This window comes from Streptomyces sp. NPDC037203 (genome assembly GCF_055605065.1).
This window is the reverse complement of the sequence record NZ_JBVJUC010000004.1, coordinates 481723-495415: the sequence shown is the minus strand read 5'-3', so window position 1 is coordinate 495415 and position 13693 is coordinate 481723. Positions and strand designations below refer to the sequence as shown.

Genomic DNA, 13693 nt, shown 5'->3' with positions numbered 1-13693 from the left:
GGCGATTGTCAGTGGTGCCTGCCACACTCGCAGTCATGGCCGACCGATGGGCACTCGCTCCGGCCGAGGACGGTGGCGTGGACGTCGCCCCCCTCGGCCCGGACGGGCTGCCCGCCGGGCCGGTGCGGCGGGAGAGGGATGCCGCCGGGGCGGTGCGGAGCCGCCCGGAGGTGACGCGCTGGGTGTGGCGGTCGACCGCCGACGTCTACCCGCGTCTGCTCGCCACGGGGGTGCGAGTGGAGCGGTGCTACGACATCGAGGTCGCCGAGACCCTGCTGCTGGGCCACGAGGGGCGGTACGGCGAGCCACGCTCGGCCGCCGCCGCCCTGGCCCGCCTCCGGGGCGGCCCCGTGCCGCCCGATCCTCCGCAGCGGGCGGCCGAACCGGGCGCCCAGTCCCCGCTGTTCGAACCCACCGGCAGCGCGCTCCCCCTGGCCGATCTCCTCGCCGTCTACGCCGATCAGCAGCGGCGGCACGACAAGGCGGCCGACCCGGCACGGATGCGGCTGCTGACCGCCGCCGAGTCCGCCGGCACCCTGGTGGCCGCCGAGATGAACCGGGCCGGGCTGCCCTGGAGCGCCGAGGTCCACCGGGACTTGCTGCGTGATCTGCTCGGCGAGCGGTACGCGGGCGGGGGCGAGCCGCGCCGCCTCGCGGAGCTGGCGGACGAGATCTCCGCGGCGTTCGGCCGCCGGGTCCGCCCCGATCTGCCGGCCGATGTGCTCAGGGCCTTCGCACAGGCCGGGATCAAGGTGAGGTCCACCCGCCGCTGGGAGCTCCAGTCCGTCGACCACCCGGCCGTCGCACCACTGCTCGCCTACAAGAAGCTGTACCGCATCTGGGTGGCCCACGGCTGGTCCTGGCTCCAGGACTGGGTGCGCGAGGGCCGCTTCCGCCCGGAGTTCCAGTCCGGCGGCACGGTCACCGGGCGCTGGGTGACCCATGGCGGGGGCGCCCTCCAGATCCCCAAGGTGATCCGGCGGGCCGTGGTCGCCGACCCCGGCTGGCGGCTGGTGGTGGCCGACGCCGACCAGATGGAGCCGCGGGTGCTGGCCGCGATCTCCCGCGACCCCGGCCTGATGGAGGTCGCGGGCCGCGAGAGCGACCTCTACCAGGCGGTGTCCGACCGCGCCTTCTCCGGCGACCGCGACCAGGCCAAGCTGGCCGTGCTGGGCGCGGTCTACGGCCAGACCTCCGGCGACGGCCTGAAGAACCTCGCCGCGCTGCGCCGCCGCTTCCCGAAGGCCGTCGCCTATGTCGACGACGCGGCGCGGGCGGGCGAGGAGGGCCGGCTGGTGCGCACCTGGCTGGGCCGCACCTGTCCGCCGGCCGCGGGTACCGACGAGGACGCGGCGGAGGAGGCGGGCATCCCCGTCGGGCCCGCGGAGGACGCGGCGGAGGCACCGTCCGACGGCCAGGTCTGGGTGCCGGGTCACGCCTCCACCGACTCCCGTGCGCGGGGCCGCTTCGCGCGCAACTTCGTCGTCCAGGGCAGCGCCGCCGACTGGGCCCTGCTGCTGCTCGCCGCGCTGCGCCGGTCCTGTGCCGGGCTGCGGGCCGAGCTGGTCTTCTTCCAGCACGACGAGGTGATCGTGCACTGCCCCGCCGAGGAGGCCGACACCGTGGTGGCCGCCATCCGCGAGGCAGCCGCCCTCGCCGGCCGCCTGACCTTCGGCGAGACACCGGTGCGCTTCCCCTTCACGACGGCGGTGGTGGAGTGCTATGCGGACGCCAAGTAGGGCGCGGCGCAGGGCGGCTGCGGGCCCCCCGTGCGCCATGCGGTCGCCTGCTGCGTGCGGACCGGTGCCGGGCGACCGCGTGCCGCCGCGCGGGTACGAGCGGGCTGACCGGCCGCCGCCGCGCACCGGGCGCCCGCCGCCCGGCGGTTCACTCGGCCAGGAGTTCCCGCAGCTCGGTCATCACGGTCCGTTCGTCCGTGCCGGCCAGGGCGGCGAGGGCGGTGCGCCAGGCGGTGCGGGCCTCCTGGTGGCGGCCCTGTGCGTGCAGCAGCAGGCCGTGCTGGTGGCGGGCCAGGCCGCCCGTGTAGCGGTCGGCGCGGGCGTCGGCGCGGCGCAGCAGCTCGCCGCACTCGGTGTACGCCCGCTCGTCCTCCCCCAGCCGCCGCAGCGCGCGGACCAGACCGAGCCGGGTCCGCGCCTCGCCGTGCCAGTCGCCGTGCCCGCCGAGGATGCCGAGGCTCTGCTCGAAGTGCCGTGCGGCGGCGGCCGGTTCGTCCAGGGCGAGATGGGCGTAGCCGATGTTGCAGTGCGCGAAGTGGCGCACGATGACCGCGCCGGCCGCCTCCCCGAGCGCCAGCGAACGCCGGTGCTGCTCGATCGCGGCGCGCGGATCGGTGTGTTCGTACAGGTTGCCGAGATGGCTGTGGGTGATGGCCTCGCCGACGGGGTCGTTCAGCAGCCGCGCGCAGGACAGGCTCTCCCGCAGCGCCTCCTCGGACTCCGCGAACCGGCCGAGTCCCTCCAGCAGCAGCCCCCGGTTGTTCAGGCAGCGCCGGACGCGGCTGGGCACGCCGAGCCGCCGCCAGCTCTCCAGGCAGCGGTCGGTCAGGGCGAGGGCCTGGTTGTGCCGGCCGGTCAGGAAGTGCAGGCCCGCGAGATCGCCGAGCGCGTACGCCTGCGCCTCCGGGTCACCGAGTCGCCGCGCCGCTTCGAGCGCGGCCCGCCCGAGCACCTCCATCTCCGCGACCCGGCCGCTGCGCTGCACACACGGGAACAGCAGGCGGACCAGCACCGAGAGGTGGGCGAGCCGCCGCGGATCGGCGGCGCCGGCGTTGCGCGCCACCAGCGCGACCACGTTCTCCAGCTCCGTCTCGCCCCAGGCGAACGCCTGCCCGGCCGACTCGAAGGACGACAGAGCGGCCACCTCGGTGGCGTGCTCCGCCGGCTGCGCGGAGGTCGGCCGCCGCCGGTCGTCCAGGTCGAGACCGGGCTCCACGATGGCGACGAGCACGCGCTCGGCCACGGCGGCGTACCAGCGCAGCGCGACGAGGTCCGGGGAGGCGTCGTCGTCGCGGGTGCGGACATGAGCGCGGTCGGCGGCGGTGACGGGCGGAACGGGGACAGCGGCCGGGCGGAACTCCGCCCCGCCGTGGGTCAGTTCGCGGGCGAACTCGCGGACCAGGTCGTGCGGGATGTAGCGGCCGTAGGCCGTCTCCTCCAGGAGGGCCACGTCGACGAGGCGGTCCAGGGCGGCCTCGGCGCGGCGCGCGTCGATGCCGGCGAGGCGGGCGAGGAGCGGGGCGCCGTAGGCCGGCAGGTCGAGCGCGCCGATGTGGCGCAGGAGGAGGGCCGCGTCCCGGTCGGCCTCGCGCCCGGCCGTGGCGAGGGCGTCATGGGCGACGGCGAGGGAGCGCCGGACGCTGAGGTCGTCGTACTCCAGTTGCCGTAGCCTCCCTCCGGTGGACGCCAGTTGACCGGCGAGCACGTCCGGCGTGAGGGCGCGCCGGGCGGCGAGCCGGGCCGCGACCACGCGCAGGGCCAGCGGCAGTCCGCCGGTCAGCTCGACCAGGGCATGGCCGGCGTCCAGTCCCGGACGGCCGCTCAGCGCGCGGAGCAGGGCCGCGCTGTCCTCGCCGGCCAGCGGGGCGAGCGGGAAGCGCCGGGCGCCGTCGAGGGTGGTCAGCGGGGAGCGGCTGGTGACGATCACCGCGCAGCCGGGGCCGGCCGGGATGAGGGGCCGGACCTGGGCGGCGTCGGCCGCGTCGTCCAGGACCAGCAGGACGCGGGCGGGGGCGAGCAGGGAGCGGAGCAACGCGGTCGCCGCGTCCGGGTGTTCGGGTACCTTGCGGGGCTCGACGCCCAGGTCGTGCAGCAGGGCGGCGAGCGCCTGCGCGGGGCCGAGCGGAGGCATGCCGGGGGTGGCGCCGTGCAGGTTGACGTAGAGCTGGCCGTCGGGGAAACGTTCCCGCAGCTCATGGGCGACGTGCAGGGCGAGGGCGCTCTTGCCGACCCCCGCCATGCCGGAGACCACGGCGACGGCCGGCCCCGGCGCGGGCGGCTCGGTCAGCGCGTGCCGCAGGGCGCGGCGGGCGGGGCCGCGGCCGGTGAAATGAGCTGGCGGGGGCGGGAGTTGGGCGGGCGGTGGGGGAAGTCGGGGACAGTGGGGTGGTGGGGGAGAGTGGGGTGGTGGGGGTGCGTCGCCTTCGCGGTCGTCGTCGTGCGAAACCACGGAAGTGACGGGGTTCGGCTCGCTTCCGCCCCCGCACCCTTCGTCCTCCCGGTCTCCGCTCTCCCCGCCATCCCGGCCCGCGTTTCCTTCGTCTTCTCCGTCCTTGCCGTCGCGCTCGCCGTCCCCGTCCGCCGAGGGCCGCGCGTCGCCACCGCCGCTCCCCCGGAGCACTTCGGCGTGGGCCTCGCGGATCGCGGGGCCGGGTTCGACCCCGAGTTCCTCGATCAGGCGGGCGCGCAGATCGCGGTGGACGGCGAGGGCCTCGGCCTGGCGGCCGGTACGGTGCAGGGCGAGCATCAGCTGACGGTGGTACGCCTCACGGAGCGGATGCTCGGCGACGAGGGCCGACAGCTCGGGGACGAGTGCCGTCAACCGCGCTCCACCGAGGGCGAGTTCGGCGTCGTACCGCCATTTGAGCAGGATCAGCCGCGCCTCCTCCAGGCGGGGCACCAGAGTGCTGGCGGCGAGGTCCGGCAGTCCGCTGAGCGGGCTGCCGCGCCACAGGGCGAGGGCGTGCGTGCAGGACCGTACGACGCCCGGCCAGTCCTGCCGGGCGTGGGCGGCGCGCGCGTCGGCGACCAGGGAGTCGAACACGTCCACGTCCAACTCGCCCCGTTCCACGCGCAGCAGGTAGCCCGGCGGCACGGACCTGAGCCGTTCGGGATCGTCCAGGAGGCGGCGCAGCCGGGTGACGTGGTTGTGCAGCGACGCCTGCGCGGAGGCCGGCGGCGCCCCGCCCCACAGCGCGTCCTTCAGCGACTCCACCGACACGACCCGGCCGCGCTCCAGCAGCAGCGCGGCGAGGAGGGCACGCATCTTGGGGCTGCCGATGGCGCGGACAGCGGTGTCGGGGGCGGTGCGGTCAGGGGTGGTGCAGTCGGAGGTGGTGCAGTCGGGGGCGTCGTCCGGCCTTTCGCACGCCCCCGCACCGCTCGGGTCGTCGTACGACGGGCGGTCATAGAGGACCAGCGGACCCAGCAGTCCGAACCGCAGCTCGCGCCGCCCTTTCACGCCGCTCCACTGCCTTCCCGCACGGTCGGGGCCGACCGTGCTCCGCGACGGGCGCCTGCCCGCCGTGCTCCTGGCGGAAATCCGCCCGGACGGCGACGATTTCCCGCCATCTACCGTGACCGGTCATCCGCCCGAACGCCGGTCTTTTACCGCTGGCGGTGGGCGAGTTCCGGTCATCTGCCTTGCCGGTCGCCGTCCCGCCATTGGCCACATGTTAGCGATTCGTTGGTGAGACTTGATGTGATCATTCCATCGGAGCCGTCCGACGGCGCGCGCGTCAGTCGCGTAACTCGGGGGAGTGTCGCCGCAGGTCGGATCCGGGGACATGGGTGGTCCCGGTCGGCGGAGGTGAACGACCGGGACCCCGTCCCGCCTCCACGCCGGCCCGTACGCCCGCGTGCGCCTCGGATCACGCGCCCCTCGGATCACGCGCCCCTCAGATCACCGGCGGGCGCCCCAACCGTGTCAGGCGCCACACCGTCCGCCAGCGCATCGGGCGGCGCTCGCCGGCCGGCTCCCGCACCCCCTCCACGAACCCGCCGAACCACGCCTTGAGCCCGGCCGCGGAACGGGTGCGGGCGAGGGTGAGCAGCGTCCACACCCCGAGGTGCACCGGAACCAGCGGCAGCGGCAGCCGGCGCCGGACGAGCCAGACGCGGTTGCGGGCGTTGACCCGGTAGTAGATGGCGTGCCGGGCCGGGGAGGTCTTGGGGTGCTGGAGGAGCAGTTCGGGCGAGTAGCGGATCTTCCAGCCGGCGTCGGCGGCGCGCCAGGCCAGGTCGGTCTCCTCGTGCGCGAAGAAGAACTCGGCCGGCCAGTCCCCGGTCTCGGCCAGCATGGCCATGCTCAGGGCGTGCCCGCCGCCCAGGAACCCGGTGACGTAGCCGCCGCGCATCGGGTCGGAGCGGCCGACCCTGGGCACGTGCCGCTGCTGGGTCTCGCCGTGCTCGTCGGCGATGCGGAAGCCGACGATGCCGAGGCGCGGGTCGGCGGCGTACAGGTCCCGTACCCGGCGCAGCACGTCGGCGTCGACGAGCAGCCCGTCGTCGTCCAGTTCCACGACGACGTCGACGTCCCCGAACTCGCGCAGCCGGGCGAGGGCGACGTTGCGGCCGCCGGGGCAGCCCAGGTTCTCCGGCACGTCGATGGCGGTGACCTCGCCGGGCAGGGAGAGCCGGCGGGCGAACTCGGGGAGCCGGCAGCCGTTGCCGACGATCACGATCCGGGCGGGGGCGAGATCCTGCTTGGCCACGGATTCGAGCAGGGCGTCGACCTCGGCGGGCCGGTTGCCCATCGTCACCACGGCGACGGCGATCCTCGGCTCCATCACGTCCCACACCCCATCCGGCCGGCGGCGGCGCGTTCCCGACCGTGCGCCGCCCATCGTTCACCAAGATGTTCCCCCACCTCCGCTGGTTCGCCCGCCACCTATCGCCTTTACATCCCCTTTGCCACTCTTTGCCGGGCGCGAGGGAATCGGAGTTCCGGGCATGACCGAGCGGAGGGGGCGGCGGGTGACGGGTGGTGAATCGCCGGGTCGGTGAGTCGGCGTCAAGGGCCGGTGCGGTGAGCCGTTTCGCGGCCACTGGAGTGGGACCCGGCGTTCCGGTTGTGCGGCCCGCGGTCCCCATTGCCCGAGCCGGGGCGCTCCACTCCCGCGAGCCGCCCCCGGCGCTCGGCCGGGTCTAATGGCGCCCCTCGAAACAACAAAAAGACCAGGTCACGGGCTATGTGACCTGGCCTTTGCCGGAGCCGCTTTCGGGATTCGAACCCGAGACCTACGCATTACGAGTGCGTTGCTCTGGCCATCTGAGCTAAAGCGGCGTGCTGCGTGCACCTAGGGTGCGGTCGGCAACGTCGGTAAGTCTACACAGTTTCCAGGGGTGCTTCGTACCGGCCTCGGGAGCGGAGGACCGGGGCCGGTACGAAGGTCTAGGAGCAGCGTTTGCCGGCGGGTGGCGGGGTGCCGTGGAGGAGGTAGGTGTCGATGGCGGAGTCGACGCACGTGCTGCCGCGCAGGAAGGCGGTGTGGCCGTCGCCGGCGTAGGTCAGGAGGTGGCCGGAGGAGAGCTGGCCGGCCAGGGACCGGGCCCAGCGGTAGGGGGTGGCCGGGTCGCGGGTGGTGCCGACGACCACGATCGGGGCCGCGCCCCGCGCCGTGATCCGGTGCGGCTCGCCCGTGGCCCGCACCGGCCAGTACGCGCAGTTCAGCGAGGTCCAGGCCAGGCCCTCGCCGAACACCGGGGACGCCTTCTCGAACGCGGACTGCGCCTGCCGCAGCTGCTCGGGGCCGGTGAAGGCGGGTGGCAGGTCCAGGCAGTTCACCGCGTTGTTGGCCATCATCAGGTTGCTGTAGTGGCCGTCGGCGTCGCGCTCGTAGTAGCTGTCGGAGAGGGCGAGCAGCGCCGCGCCGTCGCCCTTCGCCGCCGACGTCAGCGCCGCGCGCAGCTGCCCCCAGGCACCCTCGTCGTACATCGCCGCGATCACGCCGGTGGTGGCCAGCGCTTCGCCGAGTTTGCGGCCGTCGCGGTCGCCCGTCGGGACGGGATGGGCGTCGAGCTTGCGGAAGAAGGCCCTGAGGTGGTCGGCGGCCTGCTCCGGCGTCGCCCCCCTGCGGCCGAGCGGGCAGTCGGTGCGCCGCAGGCAGTCCTCGGTGAAGGCCTGGAACGCCGTCTCGAAGCCCTCGGCCTGCTCCAGGTTCACCGTGCGGGAGTCGAGGGAGGGGTCCAGCGCGCCGTCCAGGACCACGCGGCCCACCCGGCTCGGGAAGAGACCGGCGTAGGTCGCGCCGAGGAAGGTGCCGTACGACGCCCCCACGTAGTTCAGCCTCGGGTCTCCCAGCGCCGCGCGGAGGATGTCCATGTCACGGGCCGCCTCGACGGTGGAGACATGCCGCAGCAGCCGCGCCGAGCGCGCCCCGCAGGCCTGCGCGAACTTCTGGTCCGCCGCGACCGCCGCGTTCTGCTCGGCCCGGTCGTCGGGGGTCACGTCGGTCTGCGTGTACGTGTCCATCTGGCGGTCGTCGAGGCACTCGACGGGCTCGCTGCGGGCGACGCCGCGCGGGTCCATCGCCACCATGTCGTAGCGGGTACGGACCTCGGCGGGGTAGCCGAGCCCGGCGTACTGCTGGAGGTAGGCCACCGCGGAGCCGCCCGGACCGCCCGGATTGACCAGCAGCGAGCCGAGCCGCTTGCCGCTGCCCGTCGCGGCCTTGCGGGACACCGCGAGCCGTACGTCGCCCGCGCCCGGCCGGTCGTAGTCCAGCGGCGCGCGCATCGTGGCGCACTGGAATCCGGAGGCGCCGCAGTCGCGCCACGTCAGCCGCTGTGTGTAGTACGGCGCCAGCGCGGCCGGGATCGCGCGCGGCAGCGGGGCCAGGACGGGGACGCTCGCCGCGCCCGTCCGCGCCGACGCCGCCGAGGACGGCCCGATCGAGCTGCTGCCGGGGGAGCACGCGGACACGAGGAGGGCCGCGGTAACCAGGGCAGCGGCCGTGAGCCGTGCCGTGGTCCGGGGGCGGGACGGGGAGGACCTGGTCTGCATCCCGCGAGAGTAACGCTGGGCGACGCAGTGGATGCGGGGAGTTCCGATTGTCGCCCCGTACGGGGGACGGGGTGGCCATGCGGCCGGATGCGGCCCGCGCTCGCGAAGCCACCGTGCCATCTCAGCCCGCCCGCGGCTCCGCCGTCAGCCCGCCCGCAGTGCCATCGTCATCGCCTCCACCGCCAGCAGCGGCGCCACATTGCGGTCCAGGGCGTCGCGGCACGCGGCGATCGCCTCGATGCGGCGCAGGGTGGACTCCGGGGTGCTGGCGCGGGCCAGCCGGTCCAGGGCGTCCTGCGCGTCGGCGTTGGCGATCGCCACGCGGGAGCCGAGCTGGAGGGCGAGGACGTCGCGGTAGAAGGTGGTGAGGTCGCCGAGGGCCACGTCCAGGCTGTCGCGCTGGGTGCGGGTCCTGCGGCGTTTCTGCATGTCCTCCAGGTCCTTCATCACGCCCGCCGTGCCGCGCGGCAGCCGGCCGCCCTGGGCCGCGCCGAGCGCCGCCTTCATCTCCTCGGCCTCCTTGCCGTCCGTCTCCTCGGCGAGCTGCTTGGCGTCCTCGGCGGCCGCGTCGACCAGTTCCTGGGCGGCCCGCAGGCAGGCGCCGACCTCGTCCAGGCGCAGCGGGAGTCGCAGGACGGCGGCGCGGCGCTCGCGGGCCGCCGGGTCGGTGGCCAGGCGCCGGGCGCGGTCCACATGGCCCTGGGTGGCGCGGGCGGCGTCGGCCGCGGCCTGCGGGTCCACGCCGTCGCGTCGTACGAGCATGTCGGCGACGGCGGCCACGGACGGGGTGCGCAGGTTCAGGTGGCGGCAGCGGGAGCGGATGGTCGGCAGGACGTCCTCGATGGAGGGGGCGCACAGCAGCCAGACCGTGCGGGGGGCGGGCTCCTCGACGGCCTTGAGCACGGCGTTCGCCGATTTCTCGTTCAGCCGCTCGGCGTCCTCGACCAGGATGATCTGCCAGCGGCCGCCCGCCGGTGCGGTGAACGACTTGCGGACCGTGTCCCGCATGTCCTTCACCAGGATCTCGGCGCCGACCGCGGCGACCGTGCTGACGTCCGCGTGGGTGCCGAGCAGCGCGGTGTGGCAGCCGTCGCAGAAGCCGCAGCCGGGGGCGCCGCCGAGGGCCCGGTCGGGGCTCACGCACTGGAGGGCGGCGGCGAAAGCCCGCGCGGCCTGGTTGCGGCCCGCGCCGGGCGGCCCGGTGAACAGCCACGCGTGCGTCATCCGGGACGACTCCGGCGGCGGCTCGTCGGCCGCGGCGGCGGTGACCAGGGCGTCGGCGTCCCGCGCGGCGGCGCCCAGCACCTCGCTCACCTTCTCCTGCCCGACGAGGTCGTCCCACACGCTCACGGGTCACGCCGCCCTTCCGTCACACTCCGCGTTCCGACCTCCATTGTGCGGGCGGGGTCTGACAACCGGGACCACACCGGGAACGCCGAGCGGCGCCCGCCCCTGCTCCGGCAGGACGCGAGCGCCGCTCACAACGGGGTCCGGGATCAGCCCCGGCGCCCCCTGCGGGGCTCGTCCCGGTCGTCGTACGACCCCAGCAACTCGTCCGCCAGCGACGGCAGGTCGTCCAGCGGGGTCTCCTCGGCCCAGTCCGGGCGCGGGCGGCGGCGGGCGCTCTCGGCACCGGGCTGGGGCATCTCGCGGGTGCGGTCCTCGGAGCCGTCGGGGTGCGCGGGGCGCTCGTCGCGGAAGAAGCCGCGCGGCACCCGGTCGGCCGGGGCGTCGTCGCGCACGGGCGGCAGCACGGCCGTCTCGTCCGCGCCGATCTGCGGCAGCACGGCGGTCTCCTCGGCGGCGCTCGCCGGCACCTGCGGCAGCACGGCCGTCTCCTCGGCGGCGCCCGCCGGCACCTGCGGCAGCACGGCCGTCTCGTCCGCGGCGCCCGCGACGGCGGGCGGCTGGGGCAGCTCGGCGGTCGTCTCGGCCTCGGAGAACGGGTTCCGGGCGGCGCGGGCGGACGGCTCGTCCCGGTCGGGCGAGACGACCGGCGTGGGCACGGTCTCCTCCGCGCCCCGGCCCGTCCCTCCGGCACCCCGGCCCGACGCTTCCACGCCCCGGCCCGGCGCCTGCGCGCCGCTGCCCGTCTCCCCCGCGCCCCGGTCAGGCGACACCACCGGAGTGGCGACCGTGGCCGCGTCCGAGGTCACGCCGGGGGCCTTCGGCTGGGGGCTGCCGGGCCTGCGGGCCGCCGCGTCGGCGGCCGCCGCGGCCTCGGCGGCACGGCGGCGAGCCTCCTCGGCGCGGAGCAGGGCCTCCTCCGCCTTGCGCTGCGCCTCCAGCCGCCGGGCCTGCTCCTCGGCGCGCTCCCTGGCCAGCCTGGCCTCCTCCTCGGCGCGGATCCGGGCCTGGCGGGCCTCCTCCTCCGCGCGCAGCCGGGCCTCTTCCTCGGCCTGCTCGCGGCGGCGCTCCTCCTCGGCCCTGCGGCGCGCCTCCTCCTCGGCGCGGGCCTTCTCCTCGGCGAGCAGCCGCTGCCGCTCCTCCTCGGCGCGCCGGGCCGCCTCGGCCGCCCGCTGCCGGGCCTCCTCCGCCTGCCGCTCGGCCTCGCGGCGCTGCGCCTCCTCCAGCTCGCGGCGCTTGCGCTCCTCCTCCTCGGCGCGCAGCCGGGCCAGCTCCTCCTGGCGCTCACGCTCCAGGCGCTCCTCCTCGGCCTTGCGCGCGGCCTCTTCCTCGGCCTTGCGGCGCGCCTCCTCCTCGGCCTTCCTGCGCGCTTCCTCACGGGCCTCGATCTCGGCTCGGGACAGCGGCAGCACGGTGTCGAGGCGGTGCCGGATCACGGTGGTGACGGCTTCGGGCTCCTGCCCGGCGTCCACCACCAGGTAGCGGCCGGGGTCGGCGGCGGCCAGGGTGAGGAAACCGGAACGCACGCGCGCGTGGAACTCCGCGGGCTCCGATTCCAGCCGGTCCGGCGCCTCGGTGAACCGCTCGCGGGCGGCCTCCGGAGCGACGTCCAGCAGCACGGTCAGGTGCGGCACCAGACCGTCGGTCGCCCAGCGGTTGATGCGGGCGATCTCGGTCGGGGACAGATCGCGGCCGGCGCCCTGGTAGGCGACGGAGGAGTCGATGTAGCGGTCGGAGATCACCACCGCGCCGCGCTCCAGGGCGGGGCGTACGACGGTGTCGACGTGCTCGGCGCGGTCGGCGGCGTACAGCAGCGCCTCCGCGCGGTGCGAGAGACCGGCCGAGGAGACGTCCAGGAGGATCGAGCGCAGCCGCTTGCCCACCGGGGTGGCCCCCGGTTCGCGGGTGAGCACGACCTCGTGGCCCTTGCCGCGGATCCACTCGGCGAGGGCCTCGGCCTGGGTGGACTTGCCGGCGCCGTCGCCGCCCTCCAGGGCGATGAAGAAGCCGTTCGCGGCCTGCGCCTCGACCGGGTCGTCGCCGCCGAGCAGCGCGTCCCTGAGGTCCTGGCGCAGCGGGATGCCGGAACGGTCGTCGACCTTGGCGAGCACCAGCGCGGCCACCGGCAGCAGCAGGGCGCCGACCAGCATCAGCGTGAACGAGGCGCCGCCGTGCGCGAACACGAACCGGCCGTTCTCCAGCCGGTGCCGGCCGATCAGCCCGGCGACCACCGGGGCGATCACCGCGCCGAGCGCTATGAAGACGCGGACGACGGCGTGGAGGTGCTCGGTGACCCGAGCCCTGCGGTAGTCCTCGGTCTCCTGGTCGAGCAGCGCGTGCCCGGTGTTGGCCGCGATGCCCGCGCCGAGGCCCGCCAGGGTGAGGATCAGCAGCACCGTGGTGACGTCCGGGACCAGCCCGGCGGCCAGCAGCGCGATGCCGGTGAAGGCGATCGCGAGGGCCAGCAGCCGGCGGCGGGACAGCGAGGGCAGCAGCGCGGGGGCCGTACGGATGCCGAGGGCGACGCCGCCAGTCAGGCCGAGCACCAGCAGACCGAACAGGACGGGGCCGCCGCCCAGGTCGGTCGCGTGCAGCACGCACACGGAGACGGCGGCCGCGATGACCCCGGCCACGGCGGCGCAGGCGGGGACGAGCAGCGGGATCGCGCCCGTGCGCCCCTTGTCGACACCGGCGCCGGTGCGCGGGCGGCGCAGGCCCTCCAGCGGGGACCGGGGGCGCGGGGTGCGCGTGCCGGGCAGCTCCAGGGCGGTCAGCAGCGAGAGGGAGGCGGCGAACAGGCCCGCCGCCACGTACGACGCGAGGGCCGCGTGGTGCTGGTCGAACCACGGCACGCCGGTGGCCAGCAGGTTGTTGAACAGGGCGGCGACGACCAGGGTGGCGGCGGCCAGCGGTACGGCGAGGAAGGCGGTGCGCAGCGCGAGGCGGCGCAGGGCGTCCATGTGGTCCGGCAGCGGCCGCACGGTCGCGCCCTCCGGCGGCGGGGCGGGCAGCAGGGCCGGGGCCGCGCTCTCGCGGCACACCGTCCACAGCCGCTCGGCGACGCCGGTGACGAAGGCGGTGACCAGCAGCACGGCCGGTGCGTTCGCCGGGGTCCAGTCGATCCACAGGGGGGCCGCGATCAGCAGCGCGGCGCGCAGGCCGTCGGCGCCGACCATGGTCCAGCGGCGGTCGAGCGGGCCGCCCTCGGCGGTGAGCGTGGTCAGCGGCCCGAGCAGGACCGCGCCGAAGACCAGCGCGGCGAGGCCGCGGGCGGCGAAGACCGTCGCGACCGCGAACGCCACGCCGCGGTAACCGCCGCCGAACGCCCCCTGGGCGATCGACGCCTGGAGGACGAGGGCGACCAGGACGAAGAGGGCGAGAAGGTCGCCGACCCCGCTCACCAGCTGCGCGCTCCACAGGCGCCGCAACTGCGGTCGGCGCAACAGGGAACGTACGGCGCGCTCGCGGGAGTCCGCGACCAGGGCGTCGTCCGGTTCTGGAGTGTGGGCCGTTGGCTGCTCGGCTCGCGTCATGCGTTCAGCCTATCCGCAGCCGCCGACACCACACCTCGCACTCCTGGCATGCGCACGCCCCGACACCAAAG

Annotated in this window: 6 protein-coding genes and 1 tRNA gene; 1 reads left to right on the top strand and 6 read right to left on the bottom strand. The window is 75.6% G+C overall.

The window, feature by feature from the left end; translation table 11 throughout:
* Positions 1-35: 35 nt before the first annotated feature.
* Positions 36-1739 (top strand): bifunctional 3'-5' exonuclease/DNA polymerase, encoded by a 1704-nt coding sequence (locus tag ACZ7EC_RS15570; protein ID WP_471062752.1) that lies wholly within the window; start codon positions 36-38, stop codon positions 1737-1739.
* A gap of 148 nt (positions 1740-1887) precedes the next feature.
* On the opposite strand, the gene ACZ7EC_RS15565 is transcribed toward ACZ7EC_RS15570, so the two are convergent.
* The 6 genes from ACZ7EC_RS15565 to tmk form a co-directional block, all read right to left on the bottom strand.
* Positions 1888-5004: an AfsR/SARP family transcriptional regulator gene (locus ACZ7EC_RS15565; protein ID WP_471062899.1), complete on the bottom strand. Its 3117-nt coding sequence runs from the start codon at positions 5002-5004 to the stop codon at positions 1888-1890.
* 631 nt (positions 5005-5635) lie between these two features.
* Complete coding sequence (locus ACZ7EC_RS15560) at positions 5636-6529, bottom strand: glycosyltransferase family 2 protein (RefSeq protein WP_471062750.1); 894 nt, start codon at positions 6527-6529, stop codon at positions 5636-5638.
* 420 nt (positions 6530-6949) lie between these two features.
* Positions 6950-7023 (bottom strand) — tRNA-Thr (locus tag ACZ7EC_RS15555).
* A gap of 108 nt (positions 7024-7131) precedes the next feature.
* Positions 7132-8742 (bottom strand): alpha/beta hydrolase, encoded by a 1611-nt coding sequence (locus ACZ7EC_RS15550; RefSeq protein WP_471062749.1) that lies wholly within the window; start codon positions 8740-8742, stop codon positions 7132-7134.
* A 144-nt stretch (positions 8743-8886) separates the two neighbouring features.
* Positions 8887-10092, bottom strand: a complete 1206-nt coding sequence (locus tag ACZ7EC_RS15545) for a DNA polymerase III subunit delta' (RefSeq protein ID WP_471062747.1) — start codon at positions 10090-10092, stop codon at positions 8887-8889.
* A 146-nt stretch (positions 10093-10238) separates the two neighbouring features.
* Positions 10239-13622 carry a dTMP kinase gene (gene tmk, locus ACZ7EC_RS15540; protein WP_471062745.1) on the bottom strand — a complete coding sequence of 1128 codons (3384 nt, stop codon included), beginning with the start codon at positions 13620-13622 and terminating at the stop codon, positions 10239-10241.
* Positions 13623-13693 lie beyond the last annotated feature (71 nt).